This is a genomic window from Carnimonas bestiolae, from assembly GCF_051251145.1.
GTDB lineage: Bacteria > Pseudomonadota > Gammaproteobacteria > Pseudomonadales > Halomonadaceae > Carnimonas > Carnimonas bestiolae.
The window spans coordinates 121728-138869 of sequence record NZ_JBPCZK010000003.1 but is presented as its reverse complement, the minus strand read 5'-3'; the positions used below and the strand labels follow the sequence as shown (position 1 = coordinate 138869).

Here is a 17142-nt window from a genome sequence, read left to right as displayed (position 1 = left end):
TGAAAGCGTCTGATTAACGTGGGGGCATCAAGTTGGTTTTTTCACGCAACGATAGAAGTTGGTATGCAATGAATGGTTCGAAAGTCCTGCCCGCCCCCGCTGAGAACAAATTGCTCAGTACACTCGTAGTTCTTGGGCTGGCCTTGGCAATGTTCGGGATGCCTTATGACCGGAGCTTTTCGGTACATTGCTTGTATGTCACCGTTGCCATCGCGGCAATGGATATCCTTGCTAGATTGATTCGTGATCGCTGCCTGCCTGCCGTACCAAGAAGGGCTGTGAGAGACCTTGGTCTTGTCGGCGGCGGATTATTGTTGCTCCTGGTGTCCCAGCTTTACTGGCTGAGCACGGTTAGTATAGCGCCGCCGTTCGATTGGATGAGCATATACCTAACGAAGAATTGCGTGTTTTGGGCTTGTAGCACATTACTTTCTGGCTATGTGGTGCTCTTCAACGTACGTGTGCTGCCATGCACGCGCAAGGTCTTGTTGCTGTTATTGACATTGGCGCTAGCCGTTTGTGCGGTGAAAGGGCTGCAGCAACACTGGCAGGGGGTAGGGCGGATTTCCTTAAAAATTGGTCATCCAGTACCCGCCGGCCTGGTTTTCGCTACAATGACCTTAATCATAAGTGGCATGGCATTGAACGGGCTAAAATCGTTATTTAGTTATTTAGTGATTACCATTGCATTTATATGTGGCAGTTTTCTGGTGTCGCTGACGCAAACGCGCAGTGCACTAATTATGGTGCTTATGGCAGCGGTTGTCATTATTTGGAAGTTAGCAGGTCTGTATAGAATGAGGATAAGCACAAGACCCGTTGTTTCAGCATTATGTTTAATCGTTATTGTTGTTGTGATTGCTTTTCTTTTAAATGAGCGTTTTCATAACGTATATTCAGATCTTTATGGTTACGCCCATGGTGATCAGGGCGGCTCGCTTGGTGCTCGTCTCGTGATGTGGAAGGCTGGCATTCATTCATTTATTGTCAACCCTTGGGGATATTCGCCGACTGACCGATTCGCTGTAATTCAACCTATTATCCAGGACATGACAAAAAATGATCCTGCCGTTGGTAGTATGATATCGGGTTATGCGAGGCACCATGTGCATAATGAAATTATCGAAGTAATGTCTCTTCAAGGCATTATAGGACTATTGGGGGTTATGTCTTTTCATGTTGCAATGATCCTCTTGGCATGGCGCAAACGCATAGTCAACGACATGTTTCGCTTATTTGTTGGCTTTCTCATATTGTTTGGGGTGAGCGATCCTTTATTCGATTCTGACAAGGTAGGCCTTCTCGTGTCCCTTGCCATCCCTTTGCTGATAATAATGGCTACCTCCGATCAAAGGACCAATTCATTGGAACGGAGGCAACCGTCTATGGCGGCTGATAGCTCATCAGATTCTGTTGATTCGACAGTGATCCGTTCTTGATGGCTATCCCTGCTAAGGCGCCGATGCTCATCAGCATTGTCATTCCAACGTTCAAAAGAACCGACTCATTAGCACGCGCAGTTGATAGCGCTCTCGCTCAGACGTATCCATGCCTGGAAGTTATCGTCGTTGACGATAATACAGAGTCCGCTTATTCCGAGTTTGCGGCGCAGATGGTGCGCGAGCGGGACGATAATCGGCTGAGGCTGTTCAAGCGCCCCTCCAACGGTGGAGGGGGGAAAGCGCGCAATTCCGGCATCCTGCGCGCGAAGGGTGAGTACATTGCCTTTCTTGATGACGACGATTTTTTTGTCGAAGACAAGATACGCCAGCAAGTAGCTGCGCTGGCGAGCACCGGTGCAGACGTATGTAGCTGCAATATGGTGGAGCGAACCACGCGAGATTCAGCAGTGTCCGAGGTGGTGAAAGAAGCGCTTATCAAGGGAGATTTCGGCGACACAGAGCACTTTGTGATGCGCAGCTCTATTTATTCATCGATGTTGCTGGTGCGACGCGCAGCGCTGATCGCCGTGCGTGGATTCAGTCCCGTTCCCCGCTACCAGGAAAAAATACTGCTGTTAAAGCTGTTCTTGAAAGATTGCACCTTCACCACCGTACCGAAAGCGTTAGTCGTATTAACGGTACACGGTGAGCAGCGCGTTAGTAACAGCGATTACCGATTTATTGGCAAGCTGACCCGCTGTTACTTCGACGAAAAAATTGCCGACAAGGTGCGAGGCAGCGCTGGCAGTAATATTCGACTCAGGAGCCGCTGCATTCGTAGCAGAATTGCGTGTGCTCAAGGGCATTACGTGGACAGCGTGCTTCAGTCGGGCAGGGCGCTTGCCAGCGCTCGCAACGCGTGGCAGTTAAAAATTGCCTTCAAGGCGTTCAAGCGCAATGTGCTCGCAAGGCGAAGTGGCGTGTAGCTCGCGTGGACCATCCCGCCGAAGAATTCGTCGGGCATTCGCCTGATCAGACAAACCGATTGTCTAGCTCCCTTCTCAGCTGTTCTATTTCCATTGCCTCAATAGGGCCTTTCATGTCGATGATGCTGTATTTATCCGACAGCGGTCGCCAATGTGGGCGATAAATCTCGTAGATGGCAATGACCGGAATATTGAACGCGCTCGCCATGTGCAGTACCGAGGTATCGGGCGTGACCACCAGCGACGCGTGTTTCACCAAGCCCGCTGTGCGCTGCAGTGACGGTGGCTGGTGTAACGTATGCACATAGTCCAGACGGCTGGCGATCTGATTCGCCTTTGTTTCTCCGCCTGGGCCGAACACTATGAAAATGGGCAGCCCAGTGCTGTCGTGAAGGGCTTCAGCGATCTGAAGCCCTTTTTTTGTTGAAAAGCGCCTGCGTTCGTCACTTCCATCCAAATTCAAAACGGCGTAGCGGTCGACTCCCGATAATGCGGTGCCCATCTCTTGTTCTGTTTCTTGGGTAACGAGAAACTCGAAATTGCGAGAGGCGGGCGTCGGGAAGCCAAAGTCTTCCATTAGCCTGATCCAGACCAATGGCAGCGCAGTATTTTCGTCGCTCAATGCCTGAGCCCGCTGGTTTAAGCGAGAATAGCAGCGCATGGTGGAACCGTTCACGCCCAGATTGCAGCGAGCGCGAAGGTGCCCAACGAAAATCGCGGTAGCGGTTTTGTTGCGTCGGGTGCCCTCTATACATAAATCGGGCCTTCCGTAGCGCTGCCTCAACTGGCGAGCAATCTGCTTGATTTTCTTGTTGGTTAATTCGAAACGATGGGGAGCGACGTGGATGTCGACAGCCATGTTTGCCGGTTGGAAGTGCTTGAACACGTCGACGCTGCGCGGGGACAGCACCAGCACGATGCGCTTGATGGACGAGCGTTCCAGTGACCTGAGTACAGGAAATAAGCTCATTGCATCGCCTACGGCATCGGGCTGGTAGATGACAACCGTGTCTATTTGAGCGGGGGAGAGCTGTTCAGGTTGGTAGTCCAGCGAACTGAAGTAATAGCGCCGGATAGTCTTTTTGATGATTCTTGCAATGCTCATTTCTGCTTCCGATGAGGCCGATGATGTTGCGCCCCAGAGCGCTCATAATGTTTGCCATATTATCATAATGTTAGCCACTTCTGGCCGGAATGCAGTGCGGTTCGACGATGCTCAGCACAAGTTAAAGTTTGCGTTCGCGCTTAGCGCTATAATGAGTGAGTTTTATTTCTTGCTTTGAACGTCACTCAGGTTCGAAGCCTTGGCAAGGCTCTTCATGAACACCAATCCTCTGGTAAGCGTCGTTATTCCGACGTTTAGGCGAAAAGAGGGCGTGAAGCGTGCCATAGAAAGTGCGCTTAATCAGTCCTATCCCAGTATCGAAGTTGTCGTGGTTGATGACAACGAAGACGATGATTACTCCCTCTTCATCAAGCAGATATGCGCGTCATGCGCCTCTCATCGGCTTCGTCTTTACAAGCGGCGGCAAAACGGCGGAGGGGCGAGAGCAAGAAACTCCGGCATTCTCCGCGCGCGTGGAGAGTTTGTTGCCTTCCTCGACGATGACGACGTGATGCTACCCGATAAAATCGAGAAGCAAATCAATCTGCTGCAACAGCAAGGCGCTGATGTGTGCAGTTGCGACATGTTGGAGCGGTTTGTCACGGATGGCGTGCTGTCGCCGGTCAAGCGCGAGAAGCTGATCAAAGGCACTATCGGGCAGGATGAATACTTCATCGCAAAAAATGCCGCTTATACGTCGATGTTTCTGATTCGTCGCACAGCGCTTATTGCGGTGCATGGTTTTTCCAACACTCGCAAGTATCAAGACAAGATTCTGATGCTGAAGCTGTATATCAAAGGCTTCTCAATCGTGGCGGTCGACGAAACGCTGGTAGTAATGACTTCGCATATGGGCGAGCGAATTACTAGCAAGCGCACGGACCTGCAAAGTGAATTGGCCAAATGTCGTTACTACGATCTGGCGGCTCGGCGCGTCAGTGCTGACGCCGTTTACAATATAGGAATTCTTACCGCGAGCATCCGAAGTAGGGTGCTTTCGCAGCAGGGTAAGTACCTAGCGTCGCTAGCGCTGAACATGAAAACGCTGTTTAGAGTGCGCAGCTCGTGCCACTGGAGGATTGTGGCAAAGGCCTTCAAGCGCAATCTGCTGCTTTACCATTCGGCCATATAAAAGGCGCCGCCCACTGCGTATACACACGCGTAGCGGACGGCGCCTTTGTTTTTTCGGCTACTCGGGGGCGGTAGCGCGCACTTTGTGGATGGCGCCTTGAATATCGTCTGCGGTGAGTCGGTCAACCTGGCCATTCGTGATGATCATGGCGTTGCTGTCGGACAGCGGTACCCAGTGCCCGTTGTAACGACGATAGATGCCGATCACCGGTACATTATGGGCAGAGGCAACGTGTAGAAGCGATGTATCCGGAGTAACGGTAAGAGCGGAGCCCGCTACCAGGGCCGCACTATGATGCAGCGAGCGCGGCAGCTCGGGCACGGTAACGTGTTCACAGCGCTGCGATAGCGCACGCGCCTTCTCCTCTCCCTGTGGGCTGCACAGCATGATCATCGGTAATTGATAGTAGCGCCACAGGTGTTCGGCAAGCAGCACTCCCTTTTCAACACTGAGCTGCTTGTCATCGGTGCTGCCATCGAGATTCACGGCAATATAGCGTCCCAGCGGTTTTACGTACGCGTTTACCTGTTGCGCTATCGCCTGAGGAATCGGTAGTTCGAAGCGCGGCGCGACATCCGCAATGCCTGCGTCGTGCATTAGCGCTGCCCAGCAGATCGGCACCGATTCGCCCTTTTCGTACATCTCAACAGCACGCTGCGATACTGGTGCGTAGCAGCGCATGGGAGAGCCGCTCATCTGAATATTGCTGCGCGCCTTCAAGGTACCAATGAACGAGATGGTCGCGGTACTGTCTTTCAGCGAAGCATCAACGCACAGATCAATGCCGCCATGCTGCTGGCGAAGCCGGCGCGCCAGCGCTTTCAAGCTGGCGGTATCGCGTAGTGAAGGCACCGTATGCAGCGTAATGGCACCGCTTGCGGCAAGCGGCTCGAAGAGCGTCTTGTTACTGTGCGAGGCGATCACGATAATTTGCGCAACGTTGCACGCTTGCAGCGCGCGTAGTGCTGGGAAGGTGGCCATGCCATCGCCGATCAAGCGTGGAATGAACAGCACCGCCGTTGATACCTGCGCCATGTGCAGCGGGCTAGGGCGAAAATCATACCAGTGGTGAAGTAACCATTTGCCGATTCGCCGATCGAGGGTATTTTTTGACTTCATTTAATACGTTGCCTGATAGAATGTCGGCGAGTGTAGCATCGGCGTTTTGTTGATGCTCGCCATCGCCAATATTGCACGCGTTCATCAAGGTGTTGCCAGCCCGCGCTCATGACATTGCATACTCTCTCTCTGCCGTCAGGAAATTTTCGCTACCGCATGCGTCACGTCAAGGACCTGCCAGCGCGTATCGCCATGATGGATAGCGACTCAACGCGTCACTTTGCGGCGATTGGCAGCAGCTATTTTCAACTCAGCAGCGATGGTTCGATGCTGCTTAAATTTTCGCGCGACAAGTACCGCCCGCAGGCCCATTTTTTCAAGTGGCTGATGCGTGATGTTATTTCGACCCGCTGGTTGGGCAGTTTTGATAGCAAGCATGAATACCAAAGCGCCGAGGTTTTGCGTTCGGTGGGGCAGCACACCGTACTCTGTCATGGTGTCGGTGTGGCGGCGGGGCTTTCTAATCCGCTGAACTCTGTTTTTGTGATGGAATACATGGCGAGCGCGGTGTCTGGCAGAGAGCGCATGGCGCAATTAGCGCCTGATGAGCAGCGCATATTCTTCGATCGCTTCATGGGGCTAGTGATAGCGCTCGCCAAGGCTGGCTACGCGCATCGTGATCTGCATATGGGCAATATTCTGGTGACGCAGGATGACCGCCTGGTGTGGATCGATACTCACGTTAAGCGGCTACCACGAGCGTTGAAAAAGCGCGCCAGGGTGCTGTCCAGAATGATCGATCCCAATAAGTTGGGCGGGCCCCATTATGAGACGCTGGCGCGTGCGCAGCTGTTCGATGCATTGCCTGAACTGGCCGATTATCGTCCCAACGTCTGATTTACCCCTTAGTCTGGAGTTATTCTCATCATGTGTGCCAAGCGTTTCGCCTTTGTGATGAAAGATTTGTTCGGCGGCGGTGCTGAAAAATCATTGCTGTATACCGCCGACGAACTGCGCAAGCGCGGCAATATCGTACGCTTTTACATCATGAGGGACGTGATTGAGCAGACCATTCCCGATGGGTTAGAGGTGGTGAATCTGGGGATCCATAATCAATGGACGCGGGCGTTCAACATGCCCTGGATCGAGAAATGGCAGGCTCGGCAGCTTGAAAAAGCATTCGCGGAGTTCAAGCCTGATACGGTGTTCTCATGCTCCGCCGATAAAATTACCCGCCACGTCAGGCACCCTAATCTTTACTTCATGATCAAGGGCAACGTGACCTCGTCGCCGATGAGCGAAGAGGCTAGGCGCAAGCGTTACGCGAAAGACCATGAGTTCTACGATGGGCGCAAGATCATTACCGTTTCCCACGGGTTGCTTGACGATCTGCTGCATATCGTGGGATTGGAGCCGTCGTTCGCGCGCACTATCTACGAGCCCTACGACCCTGAGATGTTCAAAGCGTTTGCCGACGAGCCAACGGAATTTCCGGTGCCCGAATTCATCTTGAGCCTAGGCACGCTGGAACCTCGCAAGCGCCACGATCGGCTGCTGCGCGCCTACGCCGCCAGTGGCGTTACCACGCCGCTGATCATCATGGGCAAAGGCAAACCGGAAGATCATCAGCGCATAGAAAAAGCGATCGACGACAACGGTGTGCGGGATCGCGTGTTGATGATGGACTTCACCACCAATCCTTACCCGTATATTCAGCGCGCCAAGTTTCTGGTGTTGGCCTCCGACGCCGAAGGCCTGCCGCGCGTGCTGGTTGAGTCGCTGATGCTGAAAACGCCGCTGGTCAGCGTCGACTGCCCGTCAGGGCCGCGAGAAACGTTGCTTTATGAGCTTCAGGATTATCTGGTGCCAATGACCGACGAAGCGGCCTTCGCCGACGCTATTGCGCGCATGGATCGTGCGCCGGTCGTTATCGATGAGCGGTACCTTGCGCCATTCCGCCCCGAGACGGTAATGCCGGAGTACGAAGCACTGTAGCGCGACTTTCTGGATGCTTTTCATGCCTTGCTGGATGAGTGTCACGACAGTGTTATCGCACTTATTGGCGATCGGCGGCATACTGCGTGACATAGGGTGGCGCGATGGTCCGGCAATCGCATCGCGCCCCGTCCCCGTTTAGGCAGGAGATGCTCATGCCCCGCGCGGCGCTGCTGATATTCACCGATCTCGATGGATCACTGCTGGATCACCACAGCTACTCTTGGGCACCCGCATCGGCATGGCTAGCGCAACTGCGCCGCGCCAACATTCCTCTGATCATCAATTCCAGCAAAACACGCGCCGAAGTGTCGGCGTTATCCGCTGAGCTGGGCACCAGCGATGCCCCCTGTGTGGTGGAAAACGGCGCGGCGATCTTGCTTCCGCCGCGCTGGCGGCAGCAACAAGAGGGCGCTGTCGTCACCCTAGGGGCTGATATCGGGCATATTCGTCGGGTGCTGGCTGGGCTTCGCGCTCAGGGCTTTGCATTTGAAGGCTTCGGTGACGTAACGCCGCAGCGGGTGGCCGAATGGACCGGGCTGCCGCTTCCCAAGGCTAAGCTCGCCTGGCAGCGTGAAGCCACCGAGCCGCTGTTGTGGCATGAGAATGAGCAGCGGCTCGAGGCGTTTACTCAGGCGCTGGCGCAGCATCAGCTCACCACCGTGCGCGGCGGGCGTTTCGTCCATGTGATGGCGAAAGATGTCGATAAGGGAAGGGCGCTTATATGGCTGAAAGCGCGCTTCTCGGCGCTGTTTGACCACGCATGTCGCTGCCTCGCCTTAGGCGATGGTGCCAACGATATTGCCATGCTGAGCGCAGCCGACATGCCGGTGCTGATTCGTAACGATGCTTCGCGGGTGCAGCTTCCCCGCGAGCTAAAGGCGCGCTGCTACCTTACCCGCGAGGCGGGGCCAACAGGCTGGTGTGAAGGACTGGATCATTGGCTGAGGAAGGTATAAGAAGCGCCATTCGGTGTCTGGGCGGCATCTTGTAACGGCGATGTTGCCAACCGTCCTCCAATGTTAGTGCTCGACCGGCGCGCTTTTTCGACTATTCTCGTCTAGTTTGTTCATACCCCCGCTTTCCGGGAAACCGCCAAACAGAAGCACGCATAATAACAATCGTCGTGTTGGGCGGGCGCTTTCGCCTATAGCACTTGCCAATCGCTGCTTAGCGCTGTGCTATAAAGAACGAGCACGTCATCGCCAGCACCGTTACCCCCGTACGCGGTATTGCATCAACATCGCCGCTGCTAGCCGTTGATCGAGAGGAGGAGCGTTATGAGTGATTTCCATCAGGATGGTGTGATTACCACGCTGCATAGCCTGGCAGATCGTCCGGTAGAGTCGCTGGAAGAAGAGTTAAAGCGCTTTTCCCGTCGTCGCCCGATGGGGCTGATTATTCCGTCACTTTTCTCTGAGCTGGAAGGCCCTGCGCTCTCGCGTATTGTCGATGAATTGTCGAAGGTGCCTTACCTGACTGAAATTACCATCGGCCTTGATCGCGCCGACCGCGACCAATTCAATTATGCGCGCGAATTCTTTTCGCGCCTGCCGCAGCGTCACCGCATTCTGTGGAACGACGGGCCGCGCCTGCGTGAGCTTGATGAAGAATTGCAGTCGAAAGGCCTATCGCCCACCGAACCTGGCAAGGGGCGTAACGTATGGTTTTGCTCCGGCTATACGCTGGCGTCTCGGCGCACCGCGGCAGTAGCGCTGCACGACGCGGATATCCTGACTTACCGGCGCGATATGCTGGCACGCTTGCTATATCCCATCGTGCATCCACGCATCAATTACGAGTTTTGCAAAGGCTACTATGCTCGCGTGTCCGGCGGTCGCCTGAACGGGCGGGTGGGGCGTTTGCTGGTAACGCCGTTGCTGCGTGCCATGCAAACCATTTACGGCCCGTCCGAATATCTCAATTATCTTTCGAGCTATCGCTATCCGCTTTCGGGCGAGTTCGCGATGCTCACCGATGTATTGAGCAATATTCGTATCCCCAGCGACTGGGGGCTGGAAATTGGGGTGCTGTCAGAGGTGCATCGTAACTATGGCTCGCGGCGCTTGTGCCAGGTCGATATTGCCGACAACTACGATCACAAGCATCAGCCGCTATCGGAGCAGGATCGCAGTGCAGGGCTATCGCGCATGGCGCTGGATATCACTAAAGCGCTGTTTCGCAAACTGTCGACGCTGGGCGTGCAAATTCCCAGCGAGTCGCTGCGCACGCTGAAAGCAACGTACTATCGTACCGCTCTCGATATGATCGAAAATTATTACCACGACGCGCTGATGAACGGCCTCACCCTCGACCGCCATACCGAAGAGGCGACCGTAGAGTTGTTCACTCAGGTGGTGTCGGACGCTGGCATCGATTTCCTCGAGACACCCCGCGATGACAAGCCGTTTATTCCCAGCTGGAATCGCATTCAGTCAGCCTTCCCCGAACATCTCAAGCGGATGTACGAAGCAGTCGAGCTCGACAATAAAGGGGAGGTCTAGTGCTAGCCCCCAAGCGATAACCGCTTTTTTCTCACAACGCTGGTGCTATTCCGTCAGCCCGGCGGCCTGCCCGAGATGCGCGGCAGACCGCGGGGCATTTGCGTTGAGCAGGCGCCATCATGCGCCGTCGTTGCCTTCACTTACCAACCAAGCGCTGTAGTAGGGCTTCAGCTCGAAACAGCCGTCTTTGAGGTGCAGGTGTCCCATCAGTTCGCGCCATTCGCGCCGAGTGAACTGCTCTGGCAGCCTAACGTTGATCGGATGACGGGTGACGTTATGAATGGCAAGCAGCAGTCGGCCATCGTCAAGCGGGCCACGCTGGAAGGCGAAGATACCTTCGCCGAAGTCGAGCACTTGCTGCGGGCTTGAGGGATGAAAGCAGGGCTCCTGCCGGCGCTTGCCAAGCAGTTGTGTCATCGCCTTGAAGACAAAGCGCGTGGGGGTAACTGCCGCCAACTGGTCGTTAAGTTCCTGGGTTCGCCACTTCTTGCGGTTGATGGCGCGCAAGCCGCCATTACGCGAGACGTTAGCGTAGTCGTTGGTAGTGCCGGTGAGGCTGTGGAAGTAAACCCCGGGAATACCCTGTAGGCCCAGCATGATCGATTGGCTGCACAGAAAGCGAATGATTTGCCAGGCATCTTCGCCACCGCGGGTACCTTTCATGGCGTCGAAGTAGGTGATGTTGATTTCGTAGGGCGAGTCAGTGCCGTCGGGGTTTGCCTTCATGCTGATGTAGCCGCCAAAGCGTTTCATCAGCTCCAGCATCTGATCGATGTCATGCTGGGGCAGCAGTCCCTCGAGCGCTCGCACGCCAATGCCGTCATGGCTGGCGGTAAAGTTGAAGAAGGTACAGTCGGCGGGAAGGTCAGGTAACGAAGCAGCCCATTGCGAGAGCGGCGTGGCATCGCCTGAGGTCAGGGTGTGCACCAGCAGCGGGGGCAAGGTGAACTGATACACCATGTTCGCTTCAGGTGCCTGACGTTTTTCCAGATCACCGAAATAGCTCAGATTTTCCTGATGCGGCACATTGGTTTCGGTGATGATCAGCGCGCCCGGCGTCAGGTAATCGACAATTGCCCGCATTAGACGCACCAGTGCATGCGTTTGCGGCAGGTGCACGCAGGCGGTGCCGAGTTCCTTCCACAAATAAGCCACCGCATCGAGGCGTATCAGTCTTACCCCTTGCTGTAGGTAGTTGATCAGGATACCCATCATCTCAAGCAGTACGTCGGGGTTGGCGTAGTTAAGATCGATTTGATCCTTGGAGAAGGTCGCCCACACGTAGCGCTTGCCGCGGCGGGTGTACACAGGCGTCAGCAGCGGACTGGCGCGCGGCCGCGTTACCATCGACACGTCGGTATCCTTGGGTAGCTCGATAAAGTAGTCGCGGCCCGGCTGACTGCCCGCCAGATAGTCGGTAAACCACAGTGATTCGCGCGAGATATGGTTGACGACCAAATCCGCCATCAGTTGGTAGCGGCGTGCGATGCGATGAATATCGTCCCAATCGCCGAGATCGGGATTGATATCACGGTAGTGCACCACCGAAAAGCCGTCGTCTGAACTCCACGGAAAAAATGGCAGGATGTGAACACTGCTGAAGGTATTGGCGAGATGATTATCGAGGAAGCTGGCCAGCGCTTGCAGCGGTACCTCGTGGTTAGCGGCATCGGCGAGCAGGTTGTCGCCATAGCAGATCAACACCTGCGAGCGTTGGTCCCACAGCGTGTCGGGCGGTGCAGCGGTTGAGGCAATGGGATGCTCATCGATAAGTGCCAGCAGGCGCCGCAGTAGAGCCTCACCTTGCTGCTCGCCGTACACGTTGTTCAGCTCGTTAAGCGCGCGCCGGCGAAAATCGTCGCGGGATAGCAGCGTCACGGTGGGTAGGTTCTGACGGTATCCAGATGACATACATGGCCTCACTGCGTTGAAAAGCATGCGGCGGAAGGGAAATCTGTACCCGGGAGGCAGCTAGCACTCCTGCTAACTCGTGATGTCGCGCTGCGCAGTGTTGCTCATGCGACCATCGTGAGCGCTCTTCAAGCATACGCCATTGGTGAGCGATCACCAGTGCGGCTGGTCAAGATATCGGTTGCTTTGTTCGCGATGCTCGCGCACACTGCGCGCAATGGAGGGGAGTACTCCCCATGGCGCCTGAAGGCGCCCTGATGCTGTCTTCGTCATCACGAGCCCTCATGGCTCCGGAGGCAGCGGCGCCCTTGAAAGCGCGGAAGAGACCTCCGGTAAACCCGCCCGTTCGCATTGTTGACCGGGCCCACGTCTTGTTTGCCGGAGCCTTCGTATGCACGTTCCCGATTGGATTTGGGGGATTACCCTCGCAGTTGTCGCTTTTCTTTTCCTGTTTGATTTCTTTGCCCATGTGCGTCGCCCCCATGTGCCCACGTTTCGTGAGTCGCTTGGCTGGTCGATTGCCTATGTGCTGCTGGCGTGCGCTTTTGGCGTAGGTGTCTGGCAGGTGTGGGGGAGTCAGCATGGCGCTGAGTTTTTTGCCGGTTTCGTGACGGAGAAAAGCCTGTCCGTCGATAACCTGTTCGTGTTCTCGATTATTCTGGCGAAGTTCAGCGTGCCAGCTCCTGCCCAGCAGAAGGCGCTGATGATCGGTATTGTGCTGGCATTGGTGCTGCGCGGCATTTTTATCGCGGCGGGTGCGGCCATCATCCATCAGTTTAGCTGGGTGTTTTATATCTTCGGCGCTTTCCTGCTCTACACCGCGGTCAAGCTAGCCATCGAAAGCATTACCCATACCGACAACGATAGCGATAACGACTTTAAGCCCAATGCGGTAGTGCGCTTTTTCCAGCGCCACTTGTCGATTTCCGACAGCTTTGACGGTAATCGTGTGGTAACGCGCATTAACGGTAAAAAAATGCTTACCCCGATGGTGCTGGTGATTCTTGCCCTGGGGCTCACCGATATTGTATTCGCGCTGGACTCGATACCCGCCATCTACGGCCTGACGCAGGCGCCGTACATTGTGTTTACCGCCAATGTCTTTGCGCTGCTGGGGCTGCTGCAGATGTTCTTCCTGCTGGAGGGGCTGCTGGAGCGCTTGGTTTATTTGGGGGCGGGGCTATCGCTGGTGCTGGCATTTATCGGCGTGAAGCTGGTGCTTGAAGCATTGCATGAGAACAGCCTGCCATTTCTTAATCACGGCCAGCCGCTCACGAACATCCCAGAAATTTCCACCGGAGTGTCGCTGACAGTGATTGTGTCGATACTGGTGATAACAACGCTCGCGAGCCTGTGGAAATCGAAACGCAGCCAAGGCAAGCAGGATAGCTAAGGCGCGGGAACACCGAAGCAGGAAGACAGGGTGTGCTGGACGAAGCGCCAGCACACTGAAAGAAGCCGCTTGCTATACGTGAGCGGCTTTGCGATATGCCAGCACCACCAACTGGGCAATAACGCTACCGATGACGGCGGTACCGACGCCAATCGTGCTGAATTGGAGTTCCGGCAAAATACCAAAGATCGAGCAGATAAAGCTGACAATCACGCCGCCCAGAGCGCCCACACCCATGGCACCCAAAAATCCGATGCTGATGTGCTGAGGCACGAGAATGTTGAAGACGCCACCCACTAGCGCGCCAGTGACGATCCAGGAAATAAGGTCCACGGTACGGCTCCTTGTTGTTAACCAGTCGATGTACCTGCGATAGCGTATGTCTTGCTGAGCAGCCTTTGGTAACGGGCTGGTGTAGCGCTGCGGTATCATCATTCCAAGACGTTAAGTGTAGCCTAAGTGATCTTAGGCGTCCGTTGCTGCGGCGATTTTACGCACTCTTTGTCTTTTCCTCATGAGTGTTCGATAAACTACTGGTAAAGTAGGGCTTTTCGCGACAAATGCACGCGCTGCGGTTGATGCAGTGCTCGTTGCTCAACGCTGCCGCACTGTGCTCCGCCTGATCTCTCGGCGAGCGGGCATCGTCGCCAGCTAGCTATCCGATTGAAGTGGCCTTTTTATGCACTGTCCATTTTGTGGGGCACAAGAAACAAAAGTCAGTGATTCCCGGCTGGTCGCAGAGGGCGATCAGGTGCGCCGTCGCCGCCAGTGCTTGAGCTGTGGCGAGCGTTTTACGACCTATGAAACCGCCGAACTGGTGATGCCGCGCGTAGTGAAAAGCGATGGCACGCGGGAAACCTTCGATCCCGCCAAGGTGCGCGCGGGGGTGATGCGTTCGCTGGAAAAACGCCCGGTAGCCTCTGAGCACATCGAGGCGGCGCTGGAGCAAATTCGTCAGCGCCTGCGCGCTCGCGGCGAGCGAGAAGTGGGTGCTCGGGTCATCGGCGAAGAGGTCATGCGGCAGCTCAAGCGGCTTGATCAGGTGGCCTACATTCGTTTCGCCTCCGTCTACCGCCGCTTTGAGGATGTTGACGAGTTTCGCGCTGAAATAGAGCGCCTGACGCATCCCTCCAGCGATAGCGATGAAGAAGATGCGGGAGCCACCAGTGAATAGCCACTCGCCAGCGCTATCGGACGAACACTTTATGGCGCGCGCCATAACGTTGGCTGCACGCGGTCTCTACACCACCATGCCTAACCCGCGCGTAGGCTGTGTGCTGGTAAAAGAAGGGCAGGTAATTGGTGAAGGCTTTCATCGGCGCGCCGGTGAAGGGCATGCGGAAGTCAACGCGCTGGCCGCGGCCGACCCCGCACAAGTACGTGGAGCGACCGCCTACGTGAGCCTCGAGCCCTGCTCCCACCACGGACGCACCGGCCCCTGCTGCGAAGCGCTGGTAGCGGCGGGCATCGCGCGGCTGGTGGTCGCCATGCAGGACCCTAACCCTGCAGTGGCAGGGCGCGGTATCGCATTCTGCGAAGCAGCGGGTATTGACGTGAAAGTGGGCGTCTGCGAAGCAGCGGCGCAGCAGTTGAACGCTGGCTTTATCAAGCGCATGCAGCGTCAGCAGCCCTTCGTGCGCGTTAAGTTGGCGGCCAGCCTGGACGGGCGTACCGCGATGGCGAGCGGTGAATCAAAATGGATTACCGGGCCTGCGGCTCGTCGTCAGGTACAGCGCCTGCGCGCGCGCTCCAGCGCCATTATCAGTGGTGTTGACGCAGTGATTGCCGACGACAGCCGCTTGACGGTGCGCGAGAGCGAGTCTGGGCTCTCTCCCGAGCAAGCGGGGCCAGCGCCACTTCGCGTCGTCATTGACTCGCAGTTGCGCCTGCCGCCCGCCGCTAGCATGCTGAGTGCCGAAGGTCGCACCCTGATCTTCACTACCGAACGGCGCGAACCACAGACGCACGCACTCACTCGCGCAGGTGCTGAAGTTATCGAGCTTGCCGCAGCAGATGATGGGCATGTGTCGTTGGCGGCGGTGCTCTCTTATTTGGCCAGCACCGAGAGCTGTAACGAGGTACTTGTTGAGAGCGGGGCAGGGCTGGCAGGCGCCTTCATGGCGCAGCAGCTTGTCGATGAGCTAGTGATCTTCATGGCGCCGACGCTGCTGGGAAGCACTGCGCTGCCTCTGTTCGATATGAAGCTTGCGCAGATGAGCGAACAGCAGCGGTTAATCATCAGCGATGTACGTGCGGTAGGCGACGACTGGCAAATTATCGCGCGGCCCGCTTAGCGGGGGCGGCGTATTTCCCGCGTAGCGTGCTCGCGCGGGGCGGTACTATGTGGCTCACCTGTATCTGGGCGGCGGCATAGAGGCCTTATTTAGCAATGCTTGAAAGGAATGGGTGACATGGCGTTATCTTCGGTAGCAGATCTGGTCAGTGACATTGCTCAAGGCAAGATGGTTATCCTGCTCGACGATGAAGGACGTGAAAACGAAGGTGACGTTATTATCGCCGCCGAATGCGTCGAGGCCGAGCACATCAATTTCATGGCTCGCCACGCGCGAGGCCTGATTTGCATGCCGCTTAGCCGCCAGCGTGCCAAGCAGTTGGGGCTTGATTTAATGGTGCGCGACAACGGCTCCGGCTTCGGCACCAAATTTACGGTATCGATCGAAGCGGCCAACGGTATTACCACCGGTATTTCGGCGGCTGATCGTGCTCGGACCATTCGCGTAGCCGCCGCTCGTGGCGCTACTGCCAGCGATATTGTACAGCCGGGGCACGTGTTCCCGCTGATTAGTGAAGACGGTGGCGTGCTGCGCCGTGCCGGGCATACCGAGGCTGCCTGTGATCTTGCCGCGATGGCAGGATTCGAGCCAGCGGGCGTTATCTGTGAAGTGATGAACGATGACGGCACCATGGCGCGCCGCGAGGATCTCGAAGCCTTCGCCGCCGAGCATGATATTCGCATCGGGACTATCGCCGATCTGATCGAATACCGCATTCATCACCAGCAAACCATCACCGAGGTGAGCGCTGAACCGGTTAACACCGCCTTCGGTGAGTTCATGCTGCACACCTTCAAGGACTCGATTACCGGTCGGCACCATCTCGCGCTGGTGAATGGACAGCCGCATCCCGAACAAACCGTCACGGTGCGCGTGCACGTGCCCGACAGCCTGCGTGATATTCTGATGCTGAATAGCAGCAGCGGCGGGCGTAGCTGGTCCGGCAGTGAAGCACTGGAAGTGCTGAGCAAGCAGCCGTGCGGCGTGCTGGTGCTGCTCGATAAAGGCGGCACTCCGCTCGATTACAAGACGCAGCTCGATATCTTCTTTGGGCGTCGCCAGCTCCCGCGCGATAGTAGCCAGGATGCCAGCGGCCAGTACCTGGCCGTCGGCACCGGTGCGCAAATCCTGCGCGCGCTGGGCGTAGGGCGCATGCGGCTATTGACTTCACCGCTGCGTTTCTCGGCGCTGGCGGGCTTCGGTCTGGAAGTGGTTGAGCAGGTCGGTTGCGATACCGTTTCGAGTCGGTAAGCTGTACCATGCGCTGTTGACCAAACATTGTCGCCCGCTTTGGCTCATCGCCTGAGCGGGCGTAGTTGAATCAGAGGCCCGATGGCCCTGTCCAAGTGATGAAACAAAGCTCGCGGTGCGAGCAGAGAGT

15 protein-coding genes are annotated in these 17142 nt (G+C 56.1%); 11 read left to right on the top strand and 4 right to left on the bottom strand.

Annotated elements, in window-relative coordinates; translation table 11 throughout:
• Window positions 1-68: 68 nt before the first annotated feature.
• Entirely contained in the window at window positions 69-1439 is a 1371-nt protein-coding gene (locus R84865_RS05565) for an O-antigen ligase family protein (RefSeq protein WP_435639058.1), read from the top strand.
• The gene (locus tag R84865_RS05560) at window positions 1439-2368 is read left to right on the top strand and encodes a glycosyltransferase family 2 protein (protein WP_435631031.1); all 930 of its coding nucleotides are present in this window, start codon (window positions 1439-1441) and stop codon (window positions 2366-2368) included. Before R84865_RS05565 ends, R84865_RS05560 begins: the two co-directional genes overlap by 1 nt.
• Window positions 2369-2414: 46 nt before the next feature.
• Here R84865_RS05560 and R84865_RS05555 read toward each other — a convergent pair whose 3' ends face one another.
• Window positions 2415-3473: a glycosyltransferase family 9 protein gene (locus R84865_RS05555; protein ID WP_435639057.1), complete on the bottom strand. Its 1059-nt coding sequence runs from the start codon at window positions 3471-3473 to the stop codon at window positions 2415-2417.
• Between the two features lie 214 nt (window positions 3474-3687).
• On the opposite strand from R84865_RS05555, the gene R84865_RS05550 reads away from it, so the two are divergent.
• Window positions 3688-4605, top strand: coding sequence for a glycosyltransferase family 2 protein (locus tag R84865_RS05550; protein WP_435631029.1), 918 nt, complete (start codon window positions 3688-3690; stop codon window positions 4603-4605).
• A 57-nt stretch (window positions 4606-4662) separates the two neighbouring features.
• On the opposite strand, the gene R84865_RS05545 is transcribed toward R84865_RS05550, so the two are convergent.
• Entirely contained in the window at window positions 4663-5724 is a 1062-nt protein-coding gene (locus R84865_RS05545) for a glycosyltransferase family 9 protein (RefSeq protein ID WP_435639056.1), read from the bottom strand.
• A 108-nt stretch (window positions 5725-5832) separates the two neighbouring features.
• Here R84865_RS05545 and R84865_RS05540 point away from each other — a divergent pair, with 108 nt between their 5' ends.
• The 4 genes from R84865_RS05540 to R84865_RS05525 all read left to right on the top strand — a co-directional run bounded on the left by R84865_RS05540 (window position 5833) and on the right by R84865_RS05525 (window position 10163).
• Window positions 5833-6561, top strand: a complete 729-nt coding sequence (locus tag R84865_RS05540; RefSeq protein WP_435631027.1) for an AarF/UbiB family protein — start codon at window positions 5833-5835, stop codon at window positions 6559-6561.
• A 30-nt stretch (window positions 6562-6591) separates the two neighbouring features.
• Window positions 6592-7659: a glycosyltransferase gene (locus tag R84865_RS05535; RefSeq protein ID WP_435639055.1), complete on the top strand. Its 1068-nt coding sequence runs from the start codon at window positions 6592-6594 to the stop codon at window positions 7657-7659.
• 155 nt (window positions 7660-7814) lie between these two features.
• Window positions 7815-8618, top strand: coding sequence for an HAD-IIB family hydrolase (locus R84865_RS05530; protein ID WP_435639054.1), 804 nt, complete (start codon window positions 7815-7817; stop codon window positions 8616-8618).
• 321 nt (window positions 8619-8939) lie between these two features.
• Window positions 8940-10163 (top strand): glycosyltransferase family protein, encoded by a 1224-nt coding sequence (locus R84865_RS05525; protein WP_435631024.1) that lies wholly within the window; start codon window positions 8940-8942, stop codon window positions 10161-10163.
• Between the two features lie 117 nt (window positions 10164-10280).
• Here the strand turns inward: R84865_RS05525 and R84865_RS05520 are convergent, their stop codons facing one another.
• The gene (locus R84865_RS05520) at window positions 10281-12074 is read right to left on the bottom strand and encodes a sugar phosphorylase (protein ID WP_435639053.1); all 1794 of its coding nucleotides are present in this window, start codon (window positions 12072-12074) and stop codon (window positions 10281-10283) included.
• A 391-nt stretch (window positions 12075-12465) separates the two neighbouring features.
• Here R84865_RS05520 and R84865_RS05515 point away from each other — a divergent pair, with 391 nt between their 5' ends.
• Window positions 12466-13467, top strand: a complete 1002-nt coding sequence (locus R84865_RS05515; protein ID WP_435631022.1) for a TerC/Alx family metal homeostasis membrane protein — start codon at window positions 12466-12468, stop codon at window positions 13465-13467.
• A gap of 72 nt (window positions 13468-13539) precedes the next feature.
• Here R84865_RS05515 and R84865_RS05510 read toward each other — a convergent pair whose 3' ends face one another.
• On the bottom strand, window positions 13540-13800 hold the full coding sequence (locus R84865_RS05510; protein ID WP_435631021.1) for a hypothetical protein: 261 nt from the start codon (window positions 13798-13800) through the stop codon (window positions 13540-13542).
• 346 nt (window positions 13801-14146) lie between these two features.
• Here R84865_RS05510 and nrdR point away from each other — a divergent pair, with 346 nt between their 5' ends.
• The 3 genes from nrdR to ribBA all read left to right on the top strand — a co-directional run bounded on the left by nrdR (window position 14147) and on the right by ribBA (window position 17012).
• On the top strand, window positions 14147-14641 hold the full coding sequence (nrdR, locus tag R84865_RS05505; protein ID WP_435631020.1) for a transcriptional regulator NrdR: 495 nt from the start codon (window positions 14147-14149) through the stop codon (window positions 14639-14641).
• Window positions 14634-15761, top strand: a complete 1128-nt coding sequence (ribD, locus tag R84865_RS05500) for a bifunctional diaminohydroxyphosphoribosylaminopyrimidine deaminase/5-amino-6-(5-phosphoribosylamino)uracil reductase RibD (RefSeq protein WP_435639052.1) — start codon at window positions 14634-14636, stop codon at window positions 15759-15761. The genes nrdR and ribD overlap by 8 nt, the downstream gene beginning before the upstream one ends.
• 117 nt (window positions 15762-15878) lie before the next feature.
• A complete protein-coding gene (gene ribBA, locus R84865_RS05495; RefSeq protein WP_435639051.1) occupies window positions 15879-17012 on the top strand; it encodes a bifunctional 3,4-dihydroxy-2-butanone-4-phosphate synthase/GTP cyclohydrolase II in 1134 nt (377 codons plus the stop codon).
• Window positions 17013-17142: the final 130 nt, after the last annotated feature.

What these genes read in the sequence shown, in the direction of transcription:
- R84865_RS05565 (WP_435639058.1), top strand. Translation starts at nt 69, where the DNA reads ATGAATGGTTCGAAAGTCCTGCCCGCCCCCGCTGAGAACAAATTGCTC.
- R84865_RS05560 (WP_435631031.1), top strand. Translation starts at nt 1,439, where the DNA reads ATGGCTATCCCTGCTAAGGCGCCGATGCTCATCAGCATTGTCATTCCA.
- R84865_RS05555 (WP_435639057.1), bottom strand. Translation starts at nt 3,473, where the DNA reads ATGAGCATTGCAAGAATCATCAAAAAGACTATCCGGCGCTATTACTTC.
- R84865_RS05550 (WP_435631029.1), top strand. Translation starts at nt 3,688, where the DNA reads ATGAACACCAATCCTCTGGTAAGCGTCGTTATTCCGACGTTTAGGCGA.
- R84865_RS05545 (WP_435639056.1), bottom strand. Translation starts at nt 5,724, where the DNA reads ATGAAGTCAAAAAATACCCTCGATCGGCGAATCGGCAAATGGTTACTT.
- R84865_RS05540 (WP_435631027.1), top strand. Translation starts at nt 5,833, where the DNA reads ATGACATTGCATACTCTCTCTCTGCCGTCAGGAAATTTTCGCTACCGC.
- R84865_RS05535 (WP_435639055.1), top strand. Translation starts at nt 6,592, where the DNA reads ATGTGTGCCAAGCGTTTCGCCTTTGTGATGAAAGATTTGTTCGGCGGC.
- R84865_RS05530 (WP_435639054.1), top strand. Translation starts at nt 7,815, where the DNA reads ATGCCCCGCGCGGCGCTGCTGATATTCACCGATCTCGATGGATCACTG.
- R84865_RS05525 (WP_435631024.1), top strand. Translation starts at nt 8,940, where the DNA reads ATGAGTGATTTCCATCAGGATGGTGTGATTACCACGCTGCATAGCCTG.
- R84865_RS05520 (WP_435639053.1), bottom strand. Translation starts at nt 12,074, where the DNA reads ATGTCATCTGGATACCGTCAGAACCTACCCACCGTGACGCTGCTATCC.
- R84865_RS05515 (WP_435631022.1), top strand. Translation starts at nt 12,466, where the DNA reads ATGCACGTTCCCGATTGGATTTGGGGGATTACCCTCGCAGTTGTCGCT.
- nrdR (WP_435631020.1), top strand. Translation starts at nt 14,147, where the DNA reads ATGCACTGTCCATTTTGTGGGGCACAAGAAACAAAAGTCAGTGATTCC.
- ribBA (WP_435639051.1), top strand. Translation starts at nt 15,879, where the DNA reads ATGGCGTTATCTTCGGTAGCAGATCTGGTCAGTGACATTGCTCAAGGC.